This window comes from Hymenobacter montanus (assembly GCF_014699115.1).
Classification (GTDB): domain Bacteria; phylum Bacteroidota; class Bacteroidia; order Cytophagales; family Hymenobacteraceae; genus Hymenobacter; species Hymenobacter montanus.
Map to the genome: position 1 here is coordinate 26,986 of NZ_JACXAD010000022.1, position 19,338 is coordinate 46,323.

A 19,338-nucleotide genomic window follows, 5' to 3' on the forward strand; every position below is an offset into this window, starting at 1 on the left:
TCTTCACGGGCGGTCGATAAGCCGCTGATTGCCCATGTACACTGCCCTGCTCGCACACATTGCCCGGTACGTAGCCCTGACTTCGGCCGAAGCCCAACTGGTGGGCGACAACCTGACGCTGCAAACCGTGCCGCGCAAAGCCTACCTCCTGGCCGCCGGGCAAACCTGCACCGCCAACTACTTCGTGCTGCAGGGCTGCCTGCGCATGTATTTCATTACCGAAAAAGGGGCGGAGCAGATCACGCGTTTCGCCCTCGAAAACTGGTGGATAACGGACCAGTCCAGCTTGCTGAGCCAGCGGCCGTCGGAGTTTTTCATACAGGCCGTGGAGCCCACCACCGTGGCCGTGCTCGACTACGCCCGCCAAGAGGAGTTGCTGGCCCGGGTGCCGGCCCTGGAGCGCTATTTCCGGCTGGTGCTGCAGCGCGTGGTCGCGGCTGACCAGATGCGCTTCGTGTATCAGTTCGGCTTATCGGCCGAGGAGCGCTACCACCACTTCAGCACTGCGTTTCCGGGGTTTGTGCAGCGGGTGCCGCAGTATATGCTGGCCTCGTACCTGGGGTTTACGCCGGAGTTCCTGAGTAAGATCCGGGCCCGGCCCGGTGGCCATCCGGCGGGCAAAGCCGGCCGCCACGAACCCTGAATTTCTTAATCTAGGTTAAGGAGAACCGGCCCGATCCCGGCGGAATTTTGTCGCACACTTAACCCCAGCTATTATGGACCAGCGACTTAACATGCAGCAACTCGAGCCCAACGCCTACAAAGCCATGTACGGGCTCGCAAAGTACCTGGGCGCCACCGGGCTCAACGCCACCCACCAAAACCTGATTAACGTGCGGGCCTCGCAGCTCAATGGCTGCGCCTTTTGCATCGACATGCACACCCGCGAAGCCCGCGCCCACGGCGAAACCGAGCAACGCCTCTACCTGCTTAATGCCTGGCGCGAGACCACCCTCTTCACCATTGAAGAGCAAGCCATTCTGGCCATGACCGAAGAAGTAACCTTTATCAGCAAGCACGTGTCGGCCGCTACGTACCAGCAGGCCGTGGCTGCTTTGGGTGAGCAGTACCTGGCCCAGGTCATCATGGCCATTGTGACCATCAATGCCTGGAACCGCATCAGCATTGCCACCAACTTGCCGCTGTCTGCCTAGCTGACATTTGACCGTCCCGTAAAAGCGAAAAGCACTTTTGAACGTCCTGCTCTATCTGGCGTCCGCTGGTCGAAGCCTCTCTCCCGCTTCGTCTGGGCCATTTCAAGGAAGTGGGAGAGAGGCTTCGACCAGCTCAGATGACCGTTTTTAATTTACGCAAACAGCTTCTACCCCCCTCTGTAGTTTAGCGGTCGCCCATCAGCTGAATTTGACGTTCTCATGTCGCCTACTTGAAAGAGTAATGCGACTCCACCCCGGGCACGGCGGGTGTTTTTGGGCTGGTAGTGGTAGGTTCAGCCCAATGAAACGATTGCTGACGGTATTGCTGATTTAGGGTTGGATCAGCGCCTTGGCCCGGGGTGCTGGCTTAATATCGCAGGTTAGTAAACGTGCCGTTCGCGATGTTTCGGGTGTTGGGGGAGCCAGGGGTTGGATTGGTTATGCCGGCCACGAAGCGAAAGGTTCCGGAGTAGGTGCGGGCGGTGGTGTTGACCGCGTCAATGTCCAGGGTGCTGGAGCCGTTGCCCGACCGAGAGCTATAGATGACCTGGTCGGCCGCGTTGTATTGCGCATAGTTGGCGGCAGTATTGAGCTGCACCCGGCCTACTGTCGGCACCTGGCCCTGCAGAAACAGCGTGAGCCGCACGTTGGCGCTGTTCTCCAAGGTGATAACCCGGTCGCCGGAGACGACTTGGGAATTAATGTTGACCGGGGTAACCGTGGTGCCGTTGACGGAGTACGAAGCGCTGGTCGGCACTAGGGTGGCCGTGACGGTAGGAACGGTCGTGCCCCCGACCACTAGCGTTACCCTGAACACGGTTGTAATGGCCTGGTAGCCCGGGGCCGCGGTAAAGCTGATGGTGTACTCCCCGAAGGGCAGGTTGGGCAGGGAGTAGGCTCCCGTGCTGCCGGGAGTAGTCGTGGTGGGTCGGCCGCTACTCGGAGTAGCCGTCACCGTTGTCACGGAACCAACCGGGTCTACTTGTCCGCTCAGGGTGGCGGTGGTTGGTGCCGCGACAACCGTGGTCGTGGGAACCACGGTGCCCCCCGCTACCAGAGCCGCTGAAGCGGGTGTCGGCGCGATGTAGCCCGCCGCCGGGGTGAAGGTGAGGGTATAGGAGCCCAGCGGCAAGCCAGGGAAGGAGTAGGTGCCATTCCGGTTGGGGGTAGCCGTAATGGCTTTGCCGTTGGCGTCGGTGGCCGTGACGGTGGCGATGGAGCCGGCCGGCGACACCTGTCCGCTGAGGGTGGCCGTGACGGTTGCCGGGGGCTGGGCTTGGGGATCATCTTTTTTGCTGCTGCATGAAACAGCAGTTAGCAAGGAGCTAGCTAGTAAGCAGAGGGCTAAGTAACGTAAATAGGTATTCATAGAAAAAGGAAAATGTATAGCGAGTGAAACGGCAAGTTACGGCCCCTACGCGCAACTAACTAATTGATTACGCAAGGATCAATCAGCTACTACCATTACCGGGAGGTAACCGTGGAATTCTCTTTTCAGCGGCTGATGTTGCGGTTCCACCTTTAGTATTCTGGGTTCTAACTAATCTTCGTAATGTTATATAAGTAGTGGGCGATTGGAGTATTGGCTTCTCCCGCAAGGCAAGCCGGTTACTGTGCCAACTGCCACGGCAGCTCCGTGGAATGCCGGCTAGCATCGCGGCTCCGGACTCACGCTTCAAGCAGAGAATGGACTATGGTGCAGCCAGCGCAGTGTTCCACACCCGGGAGCAGGCCGGTTTCGGCTTGGTTGATGACCAAGCCGTGGCGCAGTGGAGATGGGCGCTGGTCGACGTGATGGGGCTGGATGGCGTCCAGCGCGATGGGCTGTCCAGCGAGGGCAGGAGGGGGCATTGGCTGAGAGTAGTACCTAGGCCAGGTCGCTCTGCCGTTGACCGAATCGGGGCGCGGGCAGTGCCAATCCCGGTGAGAGGAGCATTCTAAGCCCCCCTCACCGGTGTGTTTCGTGAACTTTTCAGAGGTGGCAGGGGAATTCCGCTAAGCTGGTGAGCGCTCACACGGAGCCGCTCCGGCAAGCGAGGACAAAGAGAGCTCCTTACTACCTGACGGGCGGCTAAACACCGGTAAATTTCACCGTTACGATGGGCTGGGTTTCGTCGCACCGGATCAGGTAGGGCTGGCTGGCCAGTAACGCGGCAGTGTCTTTATACGCAAAGTCAAACTCCTGCAAGATGCTGCTGTCGAAGTCGCCCTGCCGGTTGAGTAACTCCGGAAAACGCTGGCGGTAGGCATCCTTCTCCGCTTTTTTCAGGGAGTGCCAGAACTTGAGCGTATTGGTGCGGCTGTACCGGCGCCCGGCCCCATGCGCGCAGCTCCACAGGGCCTGCTCAACCGCGGGGTCCCAGCGGTTGGGCTTGACGATCAGCGAGCCCCGGCTCATGGAAAGCGGGATAACTACCTCAGTGTCGGCGACCAGTTGCGTGCTGCCCTTGCGGTGAATAACCCCGTTGGCGGTAAACTCCAGCAGGTTGTGGCAGCTATCGGCAAACACCGGCGCGCCGGGCGCCACGTACTGGTTGCGAACCAGGAAGTCGTAGGTTTTGGTGACGAATTCTTGGCGGCGGCTCGCCGCATAAGCCAGCACCCGGGTGTACTCCCCCAAGTAGTCGGGCGTGGCCACGTCGATCGGCAGCCACTGCTGGCCGGGGTTATGCGCTTGCAACAACCGGCAGTTCTGCTGGTACAGGTAGATGCCCAGGTTGCGGCTCCCGGTGTGCACGAGGATGTACAGGTAGTCGTCCGATGCCTCGAGTGAAAGAAAGTGATTTCCCCCACCCAGGCCTTCATCGGTCATGCCGTGGACTTCCCGCTCAAACGCGCGATAGTGCCGGGCTTTGTCGAAGGGCCGCAGCACCTCCGCCCGGGCAATGCGCAGGTAGGCCACTCCGCAGCCCATGTCCTTCCCCGTTACCAGGGGGTAGAAAACCGAGGTGGTTTGAAAAGCCACTCCCACCGGAATGGAGCGTTCCGAGCAGTAGTGAATATCGGGGAATACGGCGATCCGCCCGATGGAGGCTTGTTCCTCGAAAGCGAGGAGGGACTGTAGCGCGTTCTGCTCCACGCCGCTACAATCCGTAAAATAGACTGTTTTCACGGGGTCTTCTTTACGAGATGAGTAAAATGGCGCGCGACGGGAAGCAGCCGCAGAGTAGGGCGCGCGGGTAGGGCCTCAGCATAGGCCGTCACAAAGGTAAAGGAATGTCAGTTGTCTTTCGTAACTTGTAGAGAGCGAATTCCTCATCACAATTATCCCTATGACATCTATTTATCATTACGAAGTGCATAAATCCCTACGGGCCGGTAACGGCCAGCCGGAACGCCTAGTCGAGTTACGAAGTGATTACTACGAAAAGCCGGACGTAGCCATGACGCAGCTGAACGCAACCCTGACATCCATAAAGGGAGCCAACGGCGAATACTTCACGCCCATGCCCGTTGATAGGATGGAACGGTACCTTGCCGAAGAAGGCGTGTTTACCAATACTGTCTTTCTTCCCGATCTGACCATCAGGTACCTATCCATTACGCGTATTTCCGCACGGTAACCAGCAAGGACATTTCAAATAATGTGCTATGCCCAATAATCTGAATCAATACTGTGTGATAGAATAGCTTTCGGACCGAGAGTTTGCCAGAAACACTGGGGCGCGGGGGGAGTACAATATTCCGCTCTGGCATGCAATATCTCTTAGCAGCGGCTGTTTATGCTGCTGAACGGCTGTCTTATGCATGTACACGCGCTTCTTCTCCTGGCAGTGCTGGCGGTTGCCGGGTGCCACCCCACGGATACTGGTCGAGGAGAGGGTAGCACCCTCCCATTGGCGCGGTTCGAACTCCCCGTCGTGACCCAGCCTGCCTCTGTAAGGGAAAAGAGACCGGAGTTGCGACAAGTAGACAGCATTGGCTGGGTGTGGCCTCCGCTGGCAGGCCGCTTCGGCTTTGCCCGTCGCATAGATTTAACCCACCCCGATACCCTGGGCCAGGACCTGGCCGAGCAAGGGTATCCGAGCTATCGGGCTTTCCAGCGTGCCGACTCCCTGAATACCGACGGGTTGGAGGTCGTGGCCGACTACCGCCACGAGCTGGTATATCAACGTCCCGGAGCGTTTCCGGCGAATCTCGCCCACCTGTTTCCGGCGCGCCGGACCTATCCGGTGTACGTGGCCAATTCCACGTCCCACCCCAAGCTCTTGTATGGCAAGGACAAGCACGTATTTGCCGTGCAAGAGGCGCTGGACCGCGCCGGGCGTTGGCGGCCCATCGAAAGCCAAGGCCCCGATTTCTGTGGCAACGGCCATTGGATCCTCAAAATCCGCCCACGGCAAATGGCAGTCTTCCTAGTTGACAAATACGCCGGGAATTTTGCCACGATGTTGCGCGTGCGCGTGCAGAACGGGGAGAGCCGGTACGTGTCGGCGCCGTTTGCAGGGCGAATTAGCGAGGGGCAGTTTCGGTTACCCCTCCGGGACTACGAGGTGCTCAAAAGGAACCTATCAGCCGTGGACGACTTCTACTATGGCGCGGTTCCCGCCGTAGTCGATTCCATTCAATTGCGTTACTAAAACCAGGGTACTCCTCCATGCCGACCGAGGAGTTACCTTGCGTCTTCACGTTGCCCCGGCCAGTCATGGACGCGCTTGAAGCACTTGAAGCCCAGTTACGCCCCTTCGTTGGGGCCGTCGTGCTCGACGGAGACCTGTTCATCTTTCCCACCGACGACCCCGCGAGCTTGTTTGACACCGACACCATCCTGTACCTGGTCACCAGTGCGGGCCCGTGTCCCTAAACCTGCGTAGTGAGGGACAAACGCCGGAAGTCGAGTGTCCGCCGGTTTCCCTAGCCCTGCTGCTGACTTCCCCCGGCAAGCTGACTTAGCCGAACGGCGCCTCGCCTGGACGCGCTTGTTCGCCGCCGAGGCATGGGGACAGCTTGTGCACGAGCGCTTCGCCCTGGCCAGCTTTCCGGGTCTGGCCCGTGCCCTCCACGCTCAGTTGGAGCGGATTGCCCTCTACGCCTTCGCCGATGACGCTGCCCCTGTCGGCGTCCAACTCGTTTTCCCCGATGTGACCATCCACTCCGTGCCGGGCCTGTCAGGGAATGTGGTCCTCACCGGGAAATTAGATGACTTTTTTGCCTTCCCGGTCTGGGAATACCAGGTGTGAGCAGGAAGCCGCTGATTGGGGTAACCTGAACGAAGTGAAGGAAAACACGCTCAGCAGCCATTACATTATCTATAACAGATACGTATTCAATATCAAAGGCAACAGGTACCAGTTAGTGGCGATGATTTTCTTCTTCACCAAACAGGTCTACATCCGAGGCATTTTCACCCACGCTGAATATTCCAAGCTATCGAAGAGGCAGCTTTCCGAACTGTAGGTTCGTCTACCCCGTTGCCTGATCATAGTACCCGCTCGCCCCGTTAATGCCTTATGTAAAATGGCTAAATCCAACGCCTTGACTGGCATCACCAGCGACCAAGAACACGAAGCGGCTATTAGCCGCATGATAGCCCTGAGCCTAGCCGTAAATTAGGAATGTGTACCCCGCTACCTAAAAGGCCGTTTCCATCAGGAAAACGGCCTTTTAGGTAGCGGGGACTGGATTGCGGCCCACGTTTTAGGACAGATACTAGCCAGACTAAAAAAGCCCTTTTCTGGCCTGTAAACGGCTTTTACAAGGTGCAGTTGTCGGGATTAATCGGGGTACACACTGTTTAAATCGCAGCGTGTGTACCCCCACGTGTACCCTTGTCGGGGTACACACCCTATCTTTAGCTTGGCAACTACACACTCATTTTATGGCGACGGTATCCTTTCATCTGAAGGAGCCAGGGGCTGACCGCCCCACGGCAATTTACGCCCTGCTGACCATTGACCGGCGCAACCGGGTGAAGGTCTACACGGGGCAGAGCATCCACCCCAGCAAGTGGCTCAAGGCCGACCAGCGCGCCCAGGTGCGCGGACGGGGCAATGAGTTGAACGGGCACCTCAACGACGCGCTGGCCGGCATCAGCGAGCGGCTGCTACTCGCCTACGCGGAGCACCTGGCGGCCGGTACCGTGCCGACCGCGGCCGCGCTGCGCGAGGCGGCCGCTCCGGAACGACTCGCGGAGCCTGCGGCTGCCAAAGCGCCGGCGGGCGGGGTGTTCTGGCAACACTATGCCGAGTGGGTAGCCTACACCCGGGCCGCCGGCACTGTGCGTACGGCCCAGGCCCACGCCACCGCCGGCCGGCACCTGCGCGAGTTTTCGGAGGCCAACGGGTACGCCATCGATTTTGAGACGCTGACGCCCACCGTGGGCGACCGCTGGGCCGCCTACCTGCTCAATGTGGCCAAGCTCACCGACAACACCATCAACAAGCATCTGGGCCGGCTCAAAGCCTTCATGAAGTGGGCGGCCAAGCGGGGCTACACGGAAAGCACCGCCCTGGACCGGGTGAGCTGGGCCCGGCGCGAGCCCGACGTAATAGCGCTGAGCACCGCCGAGCTGGCGGCCCTCGAAGCGCTGCCGCTGGCAGTGGGCGCTCGCCTGGAGAAGGCCCGGGCCTGGTTCCTGCTGGCCTGCTACACGGGCCTTCGGTATTCCGACCTGGTGAGCATCCGGCCCCAGCACTTGCGACCGGCCACGGCCACACTGCCGGCCCACTTGCGGCTCACGGCCCAGAAGACGCGCGCGGTGGTGAACGTGCCCTTGAGCGTGCGCGCCCTAGGCATCGTCGAGCGGCTGTTGGCCGGCGAGCTGGCCAGCGTGAAAAGCCAGCCCATCACGAACCCCGTCCTGAATCGCTTCCTAAAAGAGCTCGGGCAACTGGCCGGCATCGACAGCCCGGTGGAAGTGATTCGCTACCGCGGCGGGGTGGCCGACGTGGCCACGGCGCCCAAGTACGAAAAGCTGACGGTGCACACGGCCCGGCGCACGTTCGTTACCCTGAATCTGGGCAAGGGCATGAGCGCCGAGTTCGTGATGAAGCTCACGGGGCACACTTCCTACAAGTCGTTTCAGCGCTACGTCAACCTGACGCCCCAGCGCGTGGCCGAAGAATTCGCGCGGTTTCACGAGATGCCCGAGCGAGCTGAGTAATTATAATCTATTCCTGAGAGCTGGCAAGCTATGTCGATAGAAACCCAATCTGAAGCAGGGGAATCAGAAATTTACTCGCGTTGTACCAGAAAAGAGAATGCCCTGACCCTGCAGGACCTTTGTGATAAATGTCCAATACCTTTTCGCATAAAGGAAGGACTGCCCCGAATAAAAGCCGAAATCGAAGTACACCGGCAAGGGAATACGCGGGCCGGATTCCTGCGCTATTGTGAAAAAGCGCTCACAAACCATGTGGAAAAAGCAGCGCGCTTTGCTAACGATTTAGCGAATCCTGCCAAGGCTGGAAGTCTCCCTGTCGGGAATCTGCTGGAAATCAAATTTTGGAATTTGGCCCTGTGTGAGCTCTACAAAGTAGAGCTAGAGCCGCTGCAACCAGTTGTTTCTACCACTGCTGTGGCTCTGGTTGACGATGAATCAAAGGAGTATCATCCTTATCCGCCGCATATTAAGAAACTTATGGATTTAATGCACGAGCAACATCTGCACAGTGCACAACTATCCACCCTAGCGGCTCAGACAGCGGCTGCTAATGCTCAAAAGGCAATGGTAGAACGGACAGGCCAGTCTCTTGAAGATATAGAACCAGATGTCTCCCTGTTACCATCCAAGATTGCTGAAAGCCACACTTATTTTACCGCACTCCTAAAGACATGTGCGCAGCTTCCTCGCTACGATGTGACCCAGACGTTGCGAGCAGCGTTCGAGCAGCACCGCGCAAAAGGTTTTTATGCTTGGAGCGATTTTGTACAACGGTTGCCCACTTACATCGCTCAACACTTGAGCAACGATGTGCAGCAGATGCTGAACGCCCACGGTGGGCTGCTGACGTCGTTTCGGGCAACGCTGCGCGTGGCGGAGCTTCAGCCTGAAAATTGGCCTTTCTGGGGTGTTGATGAACGTCATCGCCTGCTCATGAGGCAAAAAGACGTAGTTGAGCGGCTAGAACTGGCCCAACAGCAAGAACGACCTGCAAACGTTGCGGAGCATACCGAAACCCTTGCCTGTATTGCTTCCATCTTGACGGCGCTCGATGCTGCCGTAGCCGCCGGCAATTTTGTGGTGAATGCAAGCGAAATCAATGCTTCATCGGCTGCTCCGGTAGTAAAGTCGGAAGCACCTTCACAAACCAGTCCCTTACTGCCCACTGCAGAACTGCGGGCTTTTTATTTAAAACTGTTGCAGCACCCTGCCTTTGCAGAAGAACTTTCACTTTATCAAAAGTCAGAGCTGTTGGCCTATGCGGAACAGGAAAAAATGAATGGCGTCCGATTGGCCGTCGAATTGATGGACAGCAACCCAAGCTATGCCTATCCCAACGAATACAAAAACGGGCGGGAAGCGGAGTATTGGATGGAGAAAAGCGCAAACTATCGAGACAGCGTACGAGTGCTACAGTTGCTGGCCCCACCGACCAAGCCAGCTTCGCTCAGCACTCTTGCAACCATAGCACCAGTGCTACCCCATCCATTCACGCCGTTGCTGCTGAACTATTCAGTGCCTCAGCTGCGCGAGTTATTGGAGGAACTCGGCTTAGTAGGCACCGATGGCCACGCTGTACCAGCGGCCAGCCCCGGAGCGTGGGTGGGCGTCATTCACGGCCTGCTCGATGCCACCCCGCCACGGCTTCGAAACAATAAGGCAGCTGTTCAGCGGGCATTCTGTGAGCACTTCGGCGCTGTGGTAGGCGAGCGGGCGGTGCAGGCTGGTCTTGGGAAGCATGGTAGTGAAGCTGAGCGGTTCCGGGACAGCACGTTGGCACTGTTGCGTGGGCAAGCTAATGCGGAGTAGTGCGGATTCGTGCGGATTCGTGCGGCCGCAAGGTTCCGTAGTGCCCAGGTAGGCTATTTACACCGTCGACCGGCATACCTCCCCGGCGGCGCTCGCCTTATGCTCACGGCTGCACACGCCTATCAGTTCCTTTCCTCCCTCACCCCCGAGCAGGCCAGTGGCCTGGTCAGCGCGGCCTGCGCTGTGGGGGCACTGCTGCTGCAGCTGCTCACGTTCCGGCGCGAGCGGAAAGCGCAGTAGCACAAAAGGCCATCCTGTAGGGTGGCCTTTGTTGTATCGTCGAGCCCGCGGCGGGGTGATGTGTCAAGCTGGTCGGGTATATTATTTGGGGAGTGTAGCCTTTGTTGTACACGCTACAGATGCTTCTTGGGGGGCGGACTATTCACTGTCTGCACTAATTTATTTCGTAATGAAATGGCTTTCATCTGCTCTTCCATATTCAGGGGCACGACTGAGCCCATAAACTCGGCCAAATCCTTTTCTAACTTCCCCTGGCGCTTAAGCACGTTTAGTAGCTCTTCCTCGACCTGCTCGAGAAATGGCATAAATTCAGCGTAACGCTTCTGTGCCTTTGCAAGGGTCTCTTGTTGCTGTTGGATGACTGTCTGTAGCACTTTTTGGGCCTCCGGGTCAAAGTTGGGCAAGTGTTCCATCTGCACCTGCAGCGCCGCCTCTTGATGCTCCACCTCGGCGCGCAGACGAGCTAGGGCCTTAGCCGACTCCCGGTGCATGGCCCTCCCATGTTCTAAGTGCTTTGATACCTGCACATACTCCTGGATGAGCTGTACAACCTCGACCACCTGCGATGCGGCTGGCGGTGATGTGTCGCGTAGCATCTGACCCTGGCCCAGCACAAGCCAGTCTGAGCTAACGCTTGGGTATTCTTCTAGTATTCTAACCAGCACCTTGAACGATGGGTCACTCTTGCGTCCCATCAACATTTCTTGAACAGCCTGAGCAGAAACGCCGATTTTTCTGGCAAACGGGGCCTTCTTACCTTTTTCGAAGGTATCTACCAACAAATTTAGTCTCTGATTTACAGAGCTTTCCCCTTCAATATAAGATCTAGTTGATGAATTCATGTTGCTTTAGCTGATAAAATCAACGAGAGTTATTACATTTGTTATGTAATGAGCAAATATCAACAAAAGTAGTGTAATGGACTCTAATAAGACGCTAACCTGCCTGCTGGCCCCTGGCGATATCGGTACCATTGCCCGCGAGTTGGGCCTATCACACGGCGCCGCCGCCGCCGCCATTCGCCGAGGCAACCCGGGCCACCCTGCAGTAAGAGCTGCCTTGTCTCGCGCGGAGGCCAGTGGTGCCCTTGCTGCTGCTCAGAAGTTGGCCACCATCACCTCGGCCCCGGCCGCCTAGCCCAACCACTATGCAACCGACCATCATTGTTCAGGGCATTACAGTGGAGCAATTGCGCGAAGACTTACGCGCCCTTATTCGCTTTGAACTAGCTCAGGCCCAGCCCACAATTGGTACGGCTGCCCCATCTGTCGACGAATTACTGACCGTACCCCAGGCCGCCGCCCTGCTCGACGTGTGTGTAGCCACCGTGTTTGAATGGAAGCGCCGGGGCCTGTTGGTGTCCACTAAAATCGGTGGGCGCACTTACCTCAAGCACTCTGATGTGCTGAGCGCCGGCACGCGCGAGCAACGCACCCAGAAGCCCAGCCGGGTAAAGGGCAAGCCGCCCGCCTAACACCTCTCATTTCTTGGATTTTACGCTTTGCCGGCTTGCTCGGCCTAGCTGCTGCTTTGTCTGATTTTTCACCCCTTCACTTTCTTTTTTTTATGGTTGCCATTGCATTCCCCATTGCCCAGGTTACCAACCTGACCACCGCCTCGCTCACCGCCCAGGCCGCTGCGCTGGGCTATCCCGCCGTCCTTTTCGGCCTCACCCCTGCCCAAGGCGGATACTGGCGTGAGCCGGGTTTGCCCTGGCTCACGGCCGAGATGCACGACAACATGCCGCTGGGCTACGGCGGCTACGAGATGATACGCCAGTACTGCGAGTTCGGCGGCAACGACATGGCCCCGCGCTTCCCGAAAGGCTGCTGGGTGAACATGGCTCCAGTGCACGAGAAGAAGAACCTGGTGGTGGGCAAGGTGTACGTCTACTGCTATCTGAATCACGAAACCGGGAAACACGAATACCAAGCCGGCCGGCTCGAATCCATTGGCGGCAATTGCCTCTGGGCCCGCGCCGACAACAACCCCGCCGTGGGCTTGTGCTGGCTGCTCAACGAGGACGAGCCGCACAAAGCCGTGTGGGACGTGTACGAAATCACCCACTACGTGAGCTACCCCAGCGAGGAAGAACAGCAGGAAGGAGCCTCCCGTGCGTAGCCCGGCCCCTCGAACGTCTGGAGCCGCGGTGCTGGCCCAGCGACCGGCGCTGAAGGCCTTTCTGAAAGGCTTGCACAGCCTGGAGCTGAGCGACACGGGGCGCCGCAACGTGGCCGCCCGCTTCGGCCTGTCAGAGTCGGAACTATCGGCCGCCCTGGCAGCGGCCGCTCACTACCAATAAGCCCTCGCATGACGGAAGAAATCACCCAGCAGCCCGGCCCGGCCGAAGCCGGCCCGACCGTGGCCGGGCTGCTGGCCCACGCCCACGAGCTGCTCAGCGCGCCCCCGGAGCCCAGCGCCGGGCTGGCCCGGCTGCTGGCCCTGAGCCGGCAGGTGCGGGCGGCCACGGAGCAACCGGTCACGTTTCGGCCAGCCCTGTTCTGGCAGGATGACGAACCAGTTATCTGGCCGCGCACCGTCAACTTGATTCAGGGGCAAACGGGCGTTCACAAAAGCCGCGTGGCAGAACTGTTCGGCTCAGCGGCCCTGACTGCACTGGCCAGCCGCGCGACGTCCGACACGCTGCTCGGCCTAGGCTTTCGGCCCGCCGAGGGAGAAGCCTACCGGCTGCTATACATCGATACGGAGCGCAACACTTCCGACCAGCTGCCTTATGCCATTCAGCAGCTGAAGGCCCGCGCCGGCTACGGCTTTGCCGAGCATCCACCCATGCTCGACTACACGTCCCTGGTGATGGAGGCACGGGCCGAGCGCTTCCCCCGCCTGGCCGAGTTCCTGGCCCACCAGCGGCGAGGGTTTGATGGGCATCTGCTGGTTATTCTGGACGTGCTCAGCGACTGCGTGGCCGATTACAACGACGTGGGCGCGTCGCTGGGGCTGATTGACTTGCTGAATGTAGCCGTCAACGAGCAGGATGCCACGTTTATCGCCGTCATTCACGAAAACCCGGGCAGCACCAGCAAGGCCCGCGGGCACCTGGGCACTGAGGCCAGCAACAAGGCCAGCACGGTGCTGCAAGTGGGATTTGTGAAGGAAGGCGGACGGCTTACTCCGCTGATTCAGCTGCTGTATCTGAAGCGCCGCTATGCCGCACCTGGCCTGACTTTCTTCGCCACGTTCGACGAATTCACACGCGGATTGGTGCGGGCTGATGTTGACGCGACCGATGTGCAGCAAGTGTGTTCGAGGCCAGGGCCGCAACGCAAGGCCTCTGCCGCAACGGTGCTGAGCCTTCTGCCAACCATGCTGGCTGACGGACCTCTGCCAGCAGGAGAATTGGTAGCGGGGTTGGCTGAAGAGTTAAGCGTGTCGCCACGCACGGTAAAAACCTACTTGTCGGAGTTGCTGCCGCCCTACTCAGGCTATGTAAACGACTTGACCGGCCGCCGGTGCTGCCTCGTGAGAAGAAAGGCAGGGGCTGGGTTTTCGCTGCTGTACTCACTTGAACCTTCCTCCTAATCTACGTGGGCAAAATCTAATGTTGCCCACGCTTGCCCATTGCCCAGAACTAGCCTACGTGGGCAGTGGGCAACAACCCCTATAGGGGGGTTGCCCATTGCCCACTGCCCACAGCGAAACCAATCCGTTATGCCCACTTCTTATCGTTACACCCTGCAGCCCTACACGGGCCCCGCCAGCCGCTATACCTGTCCTGGTTGTAATCACCGCCGGGAACTGGCCCGCTACCTCGACACCGAAACCGGCGAACTGCTGCCGGAAGCATTCGGCAAGTGCAACCGGGCCGACCAGTGCGGCTACCACCTGAGCCCGTACCATGCCGGCCCCGGCGGGCAGAGCTACGCCGACCAGGTGCGCGAAGCCAACCGTCCCGATGGCCAGTCCTGGACATCGCCCCCGGTGCGCCGCCCGGCCCCGCTCCGCCCGGTGGTGGCCATGCCGTCGGATGTGGTGCAGGCCACGCTCGGGCATTACGAACACAACGCCCTGGCCCAGCTGCTGCGCAACCACTTCGGGTGGGGCATTGCCGACGAGCTGCTCAAGCGCTTCGCCGTGGGCACGTCGGCCCACTGGCCGGGGGCCTGCGTGTTCTGGCTCATCGACGAGCAGAGTCGAGTACGTGGGGGCCAGGTCGTGCTCTACGATGAAACCGGGCACACCGTGAAGCAGCCCAAGCGGTGCACGACGTGGGCGCACACGGCCTTGGCAGCTCGCTGCCGGCAACTGGGCCAGCCGGCCCCGGCCTGGCTCACGGCATACTCCGCGACCGAGGTGCCCAAGTGCCCTTGCCTCTTCGGGCTGCCCCAGCTGCTGAACGCCCCGGCTGATGCCCGGGTGGCCATCGTGGAAAGCGCCAAAACGGCCGTGTTCTGTGCGCCCTACCTGCCGGACTGTGTCTGGCTGGCCACCATGGGCAAAAGCTACCTCACGGCGGACCGCTTGGCCCCGGTAAAGAACCGCTCGCTCGTGCTCTTCCCCGACGCCGGCGCCACAGATGACTGGCAGCGCCGCGCCGACGAGCTGCGCGAACAGGGCTTCACCGTCACGGTGTCGACCTGGCTCGAAACCAAGGCCACCGCCGAACAGCGCGCCGCCGGCATCGACCTGGCCGACCTGCTGCTGAGCCAGTGGCCCGGCTTCCCGCCCAGCTGGAACGAGCTCGACCCAAACTCCAAGAATTCGGCCACGAAACTCCCTAAAACTACCCGATTTTGAAAAAGCCTCCCCGCACCTACATGCTTCACAGTCTGACCGATAACGACAAAACCCAGTCCGGCGTGTTCGTCATTCGCAACACCTGCGATTCACGGGTGTACGTCGGGGCCACCAAGCACCTGCTCAACGCCTTCCGTCAGGTCCGCAACGACCTGCGCGACGGCAAACACAGTTCCGACCGGCTGCAGGCGTTTGCCGCCGCCCATGGTCTGGGTGTGTTGCGCTTCGAAGCGCTGGAGCTGTGCCCCGTCGACCAGATGCCGGCCGTCAAGCAGCGCCACCTCGACCAGTTGCAGACCAGCGACCCCGCCCACGGTTTCAACATCCTGAACGCGCCCGTCGGGCCGGGCCAGCGCCTCAGCTCAGAAGCCCGGGCCCGCATCAGCCTCGGCAAAAAAGGCCGTGCCATCACTCCCCGGACGCTCGAGCACCAGGAGAAGCTGGCCGCGGCGCATCGTGGCCGCAAGCGCAGCCCAGAAGCGTGTGCCAACATGCGAGGGGAACGGGGCAAGCGGAAGCCACGGGGGCCCTAACACACCCGCGCAACTGCATCATTTTATCCATCACTTCAAAATCGCCCCAATGGCCACCAACACCCCCACACCTGGCTTGAATCAGCAACAAGAAAACGCCCTGCAGGAAGTCGTTAAAGTCATCGACGAAGCCGTGGCCAGCGGCCGCATTGCGCCCACCGTGCGCACGGTCTTCAACCAGCTCATGACCCAGACGCGCGCTATCAATGCCGGCGTACCGCAACCCGGCAGCATTTCGGCCGCCGCCGCCATGGTCGAAATCTCGGCCCGTACAGTCGCTCAATAACACGTCCCCTTTTAATCATCTCCATCATGCTTACCCAAGCCGAAAACGCCGAAGCCCGGCGCAATTACACATACTTCGAAGACCAATGCACGGCCTACAAAGCCCTCCTCGCGACTGCTAGCCTCCCCTTCTCGACAGACCTAGACGTCGTGACTTCAGCCTACCGGCAGCAGCTCTTTGATGGGCTGCTCAAAATCGACCAGGGCCTAAAAGCCCGCTACGAGTTGTTGCGCACCGAAGAGGGCCGGCAGAAACTCGTCGCGGAAACCATAAACCTTGATGGCCACGACGTAATTGACGAGGTCGCCACGTCGCTGCAGCAGCTGCGAGCCACTTACCAGCGGATTGGGTTGCCTGGTAATGAGGGCTACCTCCATCAAGCGATTCATTTCGATTCCTTTGCCAGCATGTTCAACCTGGACCTGGGCAAAGCACTCGACGGGCAAACTATCAAGTGGGCCGGCAACGAGCATGTGTTGGCCTACTTCCAACAGTTGGCCACCTTCCTCACGGGGTGGAAGACGTTGGTGGCCGCCACAATAAAGCAGGGGGCTTCTGTGCAAGACGCCGTAATGTACCTGCCCGACTTTTTTGAATCCGACCTGGGCATCATGACAAACGAACCGGTAAGGGTTGACGAAAAGCGCCTGCACTTTCGGATGGGCCAGCACCGCCTGTCGCAAAACATTCCCCGCCCCAAGTAGTGGCCACCCCCACCTCGTCGACCGTCCGCTGCGCTCCGATGCAGGCGGGCGGTCTACTGGGCCGGGCCCGACAAACGCGCCAGCCCTATACCACGTCGGATATCCGCTACGTGGCCACTCATTATCCCCATACCACCGCGAAGGCCTGCGCGGCTGCCCTGGGCCGTACCGTGGGCAGCGTCCGGCAGTTTATCCAAGCCCGGCCCGAACTGCACAAGCGCGGCCAGCCGTGAGCCATTCCTCTTCTCTTTAATTCTCATGTCAGAAACGTTTTCCACCGAATCCGCCGCCCTGGTCGCAGCCGGCACCACGGCAGAAGTTGTTCTCGCCTTGGCCAACGAATCCGCGCTTGCTTCGCCTGGCGAGACTTACCTCTCATTACCGGCGGCCGCCGCCATGCTGGGCCTTTCGGTTCGGCAACTCAAGCGCCTGCGTTGCCGCTGGAGCTTACCTATTCACCGCCACGGCCACCACAAAAGGATTGCTTACGAGACGATAATCAACCTACGCACCGTTGTCATCACTTTGGCCGCCCATGTTTAGCCTCAATTGTCAACTGTTTATTGGCTCGCTGGAACTCGACTTCGTGCACGAGGTGACCATTGAAAGCTCGTGGCAGAAGTTTACCGACACGGCCACTATCACGCTGCCGCGCAAGATAAAAATTCTGAGCGGCCAACAACTGCCTGACGTGATTCAGGTCGGTGATGTGGTGGTAATTCGCTACGGCTACAACGGCGAGTACCGCACCGAATTTACCGGCGTGGTGTCGGCCCTGAAAAGTGGCAGTCCTTTTACCGTGTCGTGCGAGGATTTCATGTGGTATTTTAAGCGTAAAGCCGTTAGCTATAGCTGGCGCAGCATTACCCTGACCGAATTGCTTACCTACCTTCAGCACGAGTATCTGGAGTATTTCCCGCCACGCGGGTTTGAATTCAAGGTGCTGGGAGAAGTCAATCTAGGTAAGTATCTGATTAATCAAGCCACAGCCGCGCAGGTATTTGATGACCTGAAAAAGCGGTTTCTGCTTAATTTCTTCTTTCGCGAAGGGGTGCTCTACGCTAATAAGCCCTACGAAGAGCAGGCCGAGCGGCACCGCTACGGCTTTACCCAAAACGTGATTGAGTCGGACCTGACGTTTGTTAAAGCTAATGACCAGTCCATTATCTTTCGCGGGGCCAGCACGCAGCCGGATGGCAAAAAGGTGGCCTTTGACTACAACCCGCGCACTGACGTGGTACACATCAACGCGCCGAAGGAACGCCGCCACAAAGGCGACGCGGTACCCACCCCCGCCGTGACCGCCGCCACAGGAAAGGCCAGCGGCAACGGACAAATACGCACCTTGCTCGTGCCCCCCGGACTGAATGGAAAAGAACTAGAAAAGGCCGTGCGGGCGGCAGCGGCCCAGATTTGTTTTGATGGGTACCGGGGCGAAGGCCTGCTCAGCTTCGGCCTGCCCATTGCCAACCACGGCGATATTGCCGACCTGCACGACCCCGACTATCCCGAACGTAGTGGAGCGTACTACATTGATGCTGTAACCAAGACGTTCGGCATCAATGGCAGCCGGCGTAAGATTAAGTTGGGACCGAAGGCCCCGCCTGAAACTTAACTATAATTCCCTTGCCGTCGCCGGTGGCTACCCTGACCTTTATACTTCATCAGGTTTCGTTGACTTGATGGCCAACAGTATGTTTTTCATCCGAAAACCCCGCCTGCTTCAGACGGGGCTTTTTCGTGCCCACGCCCAGTTCATGAGCACCAGCGCCACCCTTCGCCGTCAAGCCAACCTCGACACGCGTAACCGCAAGATTCGGGACGCCTTTTACCAGCGCTACACCCGCGTGCCGCGCGAACGAAAGCCCGACCGCGGCCAGGTGGTAGCTCAGTTGCCCGAGAAGTTCTTCTTAAGCATAGCAACGCTGGAAAAGCTGCTTTATGCGGCCGTGAAGTAAAGAGGAAAAGCCCCGCTGGCATGTGCTGGCGGGGCTTTTCTGTTATTGAAGCTGTATTACTATCACAAAAAGGTCATCGCCATCAATGCGCCTTACTGTGCTTGCACTTACCACAGAGTAGTCGTAGCGCCCTGAAAATGTATCTAACCAAGATTGGAGCTCTCCATTCGCTATCTCGTCGGCTGTAAATGACTGCGTTTTTACCATAAAAAAGGAATAAAAGGTGAGCCCCTAAGGTAGTAAAAATGCCGGCCGTCCCATCTGCTCCAGACTGACCGTGTTGAGCATAAATCCGCCGCCTTTGTTAAGTTATTCTTTGTCGCCAAACCACTCGCGCACGGCTGCTTCGCTCACAATGTATTTGCGGCCTACTCTCTGATGACGCAACCCACCACGGCGCGGTTTCACAACCAACAACTCGCGGATTTTTGTCTGACCGCAGCCCATGCGCATTGTTAAGCGGTCGTCGTAACCGCGGCCTGGAGTAGGCTTAGTCCCTAAGTGGTAAGTACGGGTGCCGACCTCGGCAATGGCACGCGCGGCCCCGACAGCTGCAGCGACTTCAGCAAGTACCCGCGTTTCGGCTGGATTACTCAGCGTGACACTGATAATTTGGCCACTAGTCACGGTAAGAGTGAGTGGAGCGTTATCCATAGTTGTTCTTTAAGAGACGGTACTACATTTTGCTGACGAATGTACTCCCACGCCATAATGACCCTGTTCATGGATTACGAGCTTGCTTTATTTCAGCCAGTGAGCACACAAATGTTGCAATCATAATCGCCTGACAACTAGCT

Annotated in this window: 27 protein-coding genes; 22 read left to right on the forward strand and 5 right to left on the reverse strand. The window is 58.9% G+C overall.

The features are described from left to right. The first annotated feature begins 34 nt into the window (after window positions 1–34). Window positions 35–643 carry a Crp/Fnr family transcriptional regulator gene (locus IC235_RS17345; RefSeq protein ID WP_191006465.1) on the forward strand — a complete coding sequence of 203 codons (609 nt, stop codon included), beginning with the start codon at window positions 35–37 and terminating at the stop codon, window positions 641–643. A 73-nt stretch (window positions 644–716) separates the two neighbouring features. Continuing rightward, a complete protein-coding gene (locus IC235_RS17350) occupies window positions 717–1,154 on the forward strand; it encodes a carboxymuconolactone decarboxylase family protein (RefSeq protein ID WP_191006466.1) in 438 nt (145 codons plus the stop codon). 367 nt (window positions 1,155–1,521) lie between these two features. On the opposite strand, the gene IC235_RS17355 is transcribed toward IC235_RS17350, so the two are convergent. The 3 genes from IC235_RS17355 to IC235_RS17365 all read right to left on the reverse strand — a co-directional run bounded on the left by IC235_RS17355 (window position 1,522) and on the right by IC235_RS17365 (window position 4,266). Beyond that, a complete protein-coding gene (locus tag IC235_RS17355) occupies window positions 1,522–2,523 on the reverse strand; it encodes a DUF6252 family protein (RefSeq protein ID WP_191006467.1) in 1,002 nt (333 codons plus the stop codon). Between the two features lie 299 nt (window positions 2,524–2,822). Beyond that, on the reverse strand, window positions 2,823–3,005 hold the full coding sequence (locus tag IC235_RS17360) for a hypothetical protein (RefSeq protein WP_191006468.1): 183 nt from the start codon (window positions 3,003–3,005) through the stop codon (window positions 2,823–2,825). A gap of 220 nt (window positions 3,006–3,225) precedes the next feature. Beyond that, window positions 3,226–4,266: an RtcB family protein gene (locus IC235_RS17365; RefSeq protein WP_191006469.1), complete on the reverse strand. Its 1,041-nt coding sequence runs from the start codon at window positions 4,264–4,266 to the stop codon at window positions 3,226–3,228. 160 nt (window positions 4,267–4,426) lie between these two features. Here IC235_RS17365 and IC235_RS17370 point away from each other — a divergent pair, with 160 nt between their 5' ends. The 7 genes from IC235_RS17370 (at window position 4,427) to IC235_RS17400 (ending at window position 10,305) form a co-directional block, all read left to right on the forward strand. Further along, window positions 4,427–4,717 (forward strand): hypothetical protein, encoded by a 291-nt coding sequence (locus tag IC235_RS17370; RefSeq protein WP_191006470.1) that lies wholly within the window; start codon window positions 4,427–4,429, stop codon window positions 4,715–4,717. Between the two features lie 336 nt (window positions 4,718–5,053). After that, window positions 5,054–5,734, forward strand: coding sequence for a hypothetical protein (locus IC235_RS17375; protein ID WP_191006471.1), 681 nt, complete (start codon window positions 5,054–5,056; stop codon window positions 5,732–5,734). A gap of 258 nt (window positions 5,735–5,992) precedes the next feature. Then, on the forward strand, window positions 5,993–6,334 hold the full coding sequence (locus tag IC235_RS17380; RefSeq protein WP_191006472.1) for a hypothetical protein: 342 nt from the start codon (window positions 5,993–5,995) through the stop codon (window positions 6,332–6,334). After that, entirely contained in the window at window positions 6,294–6,551 is a 258-nt protein-coding gene (locus tag IC235_RS17385; protein ID WP_191006473.1) for a type II toxin-antitoxin system HigB family toxin, read from the forward strand. The genes IC235_RS17380 and IC235_RS17385 overlap by 41 nt, the downstream gene beginning before the upstream one ends. A gap of 421 nt (window positions 6,552–6,972) precedes the next feature. Then, a complete protein-coding gene (locus IC235_RS17390) occupies window positions 6,973–8,256 on the forward strand; it encodes a tyrosine-type recombinase/integrase (RefSeq protein ID WP_191006474.1) in 1,284 nt (427 codons plus the stop codon). Window positions 8,257–8,286: 30 nt separating this feature from the next. Further along, the gene (locus IC235_RS17395; RefSeq protein ID WP_191006475.1) at window positions 8,287–10,065 is read left to right on the forward strand and encodes a hypothetical protein; all 1,779 of its coding nucleotides are present in this window, start codon (window positions 8,287–8,289) and stop codon (window positions 10,063–10,065) included. Between the two features lie 99 nt (window positions 10,066–10,164). Then, window positions 10,165–10,305, forward strand: a complete 141-nt coding sequence (locus IC235_RS17400) for a hypothetical protein (RefSeq protein ID WP_191006476.1) — start codon at window positions 10,165–10,167, stop codon at window positions 10,303–10,305. A gap of 113 nt (window positions 10,306–10,418) precedes the next feature. Here IC235_RS17400 and IC235_RS17405 read toward each other — a convergent pair whose 3' ends face one another. Next, window positions 10,419–11,147: a helix-turn-helix domain-containing protein gene (locus tag IC235_RS17405; RefSeq protein WP_191006477.1), complete on the reverse strand. Its 729-nt coding sequence runs from the start codon at window positions 11,145–11,147 to the stop codon at window positions 10,419–10,421. Between the two features lie 76 nt (window positions 11,148–11,223). Here IC235_RS17405 and IC235_RS17410 point away from each other — a divergent pair, with 76 nt between their 5' ends. The 13 genes from IC235_RS17410 (at window position 11,224) to IC235_RS17470 (ending at window position 18,541) form a co-directional block, all read left to right on the forward strand. Further along, complete coding sequence (locus tag IC235_RS17410; protein ID WP_191006478.1) at window positions 11,224–11,442, forward strand: hypothetical protein; 219 nt, start codon at window positions 11,224–11,226, stop codon at window positions 11,440–11,442. A 10-nt stretch (window positions 11,443–11,452) separates the two neighbouring features. Further along, window positions 11,453–11,779: a helix-turn-helix domain-containing protein gene (locus IC235_RS17415; protein ID WP_191006479.1), complete on the forward strand. Its 327-nt coding sequence runs from the start codon at window positions 11,453–11,455 to the stop codon at window positions 11,777–11,779. A gap of 92 nt (window positions 11,780–11,871) precedes the next feature. Next, window positions 11,872–12,426 (forward strand): hypothetical protein, encoded by a 555-nt coding sequence (locus IC235_RS17420; RefSeq protein WP_191006480.1) that lies wholly within the window; start codon window positions 11,872–11,874, stop codon window positions 12,424–12,426. Then, on the forward strand, window positions 12,419–12,607 hold the full coding sequence (locus tag IC235_RS17425) for a hypothetical protein (protein ID WP_191006481.1): 189 nt from the start codon (window positions 12,419–12,421) through the stop codon (window positions 12,605–12,607). Before IC235_RS17420 ends, IC235_RS17425 begins: the two co-directional genes overlap by 8 nt. An 8-nt stretch (window positions 12,608–12,615) precedes the next feature. Beyond that, the gene (locus IC235_RS17430) at window positions 12,616–13,845 is read left to right on the forward strand and encodes a hypothetical protein (RefSeq protein WP_191006482.1); all 1,230 of its coding nucleotides are present in this window, start codon (window positions 12,616–12,618) and stop codon (window positions 13,843–13,845) included. Window positions 13,846–13,974: 129 nt separating this feature from the next. Further along, the gene (locus tag IC235_RS17435) at window positions 13,975–15,060 is read left to right on the forward strand and encodes a DUF6371 domain-containing protein (RefSeq protein ID WP_191006483.1); all 1,086 of its coding nucleotides are present in this window, start codon (window positions 13,975–13,977) and stop codon (window positions 15,058–15,060) included. Beyond that, window positions 15,057–15,593 (forward strand): GIY-YIG nuclease family protein, encoded by a 537-nt coding sequence (locus tag IC235_RS17440; protein ID WP_191006484.1) that lies wholly within the window; start codon window positions 15,057–15,059, stop codon window positions 15,591–15,593. Before IC235_RS17435 ends, IC235_RS17440 begins: the two co-directional genes overlap by 4 nt. A gap of 49 nt (window positions 15,594–15,642) precedes the next feature. Next, window positions 15,643–15,879, forward strand: coding sequence for a hypothetical protein (locus IC235_RS17445; protein ID WP_191006485.1), 237 nt, complete (start codon window positions 15,643–15,645; stop codon window positions 15,877–15,879). 26 nt (window positions 15,880–15,905) lie between these two features. After that, a complete protein-coding gene (locus tag IC235_RS17450) occupies window positions 15,906–16,583 on the forward strand; it encodes a hypothetical protein (RefSeq protein ID WP_191006486.1) in 678 nt (225 codons plus the stop codon). Then, a complete protein-coding gene (locus IC235_RS17455) occupies window positions 16,583–16,816 on the forward strand; it encodes a hypothetical protein (protein WP_191006487.1) in 234 nt (77 codons plus the stop codon). The genes IC235_RS17450 and IC235_RS17455 overlap by 1 nt, the downstream gene beginning before the upstream one ends. Before the next feature lie 25 nt (window positions 16,817–16,841). Further along, window positions 16,842–17,126, forward strand: a complete 285-nt coding sequence (locus IC235_RS17460) for a MerR family transcriptional regulator (protein WP_191006488.1) — start codon at window positions 16,842–16,844, stop codon at window positions 17,124–17,126. After that, window positions 17,119–18,198 carry a hypothetical protein gene (locus IC235_RS17465; RefSeq protein WP_191006489.1) on the forward strand — a complete coding sequence of 360 codons (1,080 nt, stop codon included), beginning with the start codon at window positions 17,119–17,121 and terminating at the stop codon, window positions 18,196–18,198. The genes IC235_RS17460 and IC235_RS17465 overlap by 8 nt, the downstream gene beginning before the upstream one ends. Before the next feature lie 79 nt (window positions 18,199–18,277). Then, window positions 18,278–18,541 carry a hypothetical protein gene (locus IC235_RS17470; protein ID WP_191006490.1) on the forward strand — a complete coding sequence of 88 codons (264 nt, stop codon included), beginning with the start codon at window positions 18,278–18,280 and terminating at the stop codon, window positions 18,539–18,541. 309 nt (window positions 18,542–18,850) lie between these two features. On the opposite strand, the gene IC235_RS17475 is transcribed toward IC235_RS17470, so the two are convergent. Beyond that, window positions 18,851–19,195 (reverse strand): MerR family transcriptional regulator, encoded by a 345-nt coding sequence (locus IC235_RS17475; protein ID WP_191006491.1) that lies wholly within the window; start codon window positions 19,193–19,195, stop codon window positions 18,851–18,853. Between the last annotated feature and the right edge of the window lie 143 nt (window positions 19,196–19,338).

Excerpts from the sequence above, each read along its gene's own strand:
- IC235_RS17385 (WP_191006473.1), top strand. The coding sequence starts at position 6,294 with ATGACTTTTTTGCCTTCCCGGTCTGGGAATACCAGGTGTGAGCAGGAA.
- IC235_RS17350 (WP_191006466.1), top strand. The coding sequence starts at position 717 with ATGGACCAGCGACTTAACATGCAGCAACTCGAGCCCAACGCCTACAAA.
- IC235_RS17420 (WP_191006480.1), top strand. The coding sequence starts at position 11,872 with ATGGTTGCCATTGCATTCCCCATTGCCCAGGTTACCAACCTGACCACC.
- IC235_RS17355 (WP_191006467.1), bottom strand. The coding sequence starts at position 2,523 with ATGAATACCTATTTACGTTACTTAGCCCTCTGCTTACTAGCTAGCTCC.
- IC235_RS17410 (WP_191006478.1), top strand. The coding sequence starts at position 11,224 with ATGGACTCTAATAAGACGCTAACCTGCCTGCTGGCCCCTGGCGATATC.
- IC235_RS17450 (WP_191006486.1), top strand. The coding sequence starts at position 15,906 with ATGCTTACCCAAGCCGAAAACGCCGAAGCCCGGCGCAATTACACATAC.
- IC235_RS17465 (WP_191006489.1), top strand. The coding sequence starts at position 17,119 with ATGTTTAGCCTCAATTGTCAACTGTTTATTGGCTCGCTGGAACTCGAC.
- IC235_RS17415 (WP_191006479.1), top strand. The coding sequence starts at position 11,453 with ATGCAACCGACCATCATTGTTCAGGGCATTACAGTGGAGCAATTGCGC.
- IC235_RS17460 (WP_191006488.1), top strand. The coding sequence starts at position 16,842 with ATGTCAGAAACGTTTTCCACCGAATCCGCCGCCCTGGTCGCAGCCGGC.
- IC235_RS17470 (WP_191006490.1), top strand. The coding sequence starts at position 18,278 with ATGTTTTTCATCCGAAAACCCCGCCTGCTTCAGACGGGGCTTTTTCGT.
- IC235_RS17445 (WP_191006485.1), top strand. The coding sequence starts at position 15,643 with ATGGCCACCAACACCCCCACACCTGGCTTGAATCAGCAACAAGAAAAC.
- IC235_RS17360 (WP_191006468.1), bottom strand. The coding sequence starts at position 3,005 with ATGCCCCCTCCTGCCCTCGCTGGACAGCCCATCGCGCTGGACGCCATC.
- IC235_RS17395 (WP_191006475.1), top strand. The coding sequence starts at position 8,287 with ATGTCGATAGAAACCCAATCTGAAGCAGGGGAATCAGAAATTTACTCG.
- IC235_RS17345 (WP_191006465.1), top strand. The coding sequence starts at position 35 with ATGTACACTGCCCTGCTCGCACACATTGCCCGGTACGTAGCCCTGACT.
- IC235_RS17400 (WP_191006476.1), top strand. The coding sequence starts at position 10,165 with ATGCTCACGGCTGCACACGCCTATCAGTTCCTTTCCTCCCTCACCCCC.
- IC235_RS17370 (WP_191006470.1), top strand. The coding sequence starts at position 4,427 with ATGACATCTATTTATCATTACGAAGTGCATAAATCCCTACGGGCCGGT.
- IC235_RS17405 (WP_191006477.1), bottom strand. The coding sequence starts at position 11,147 with ATGAATTCATCAACTAGATCTTATATTGAAGGGGAAAGCTCTGTAAAT.
- IC235_RS17390 (WP_191006474.1), top strand. The coding sequence starts at position 6,973 with ATGGCGACGGTATCCTTTCATCTGAAGGAGCCAGGGGCTGACCGCCCC.
- IC235_RS17475 (WP_191006491.1), bottom strand. The coding sequence starts at position 19,195 with ATGGATAACGCTCCACTCACTCTTACCGTGACTAGTGGCCAAATTATC.
- IC235_RS17430 (WP_191006482.1), top strand. The coding sequence starts at position 12,616 with ATGACGGAAGAAATCACCCAGCAGCCCGGCCCGGCCGAAGCCGGCCCG.
- IC235_RS17435 (WP_191006483.1), top strand. The coding sequence starts at position 13,975 with ATGCCCACTTCTTATCGTTACACCCTGCAGCCCTACACGGGCCCCGCC.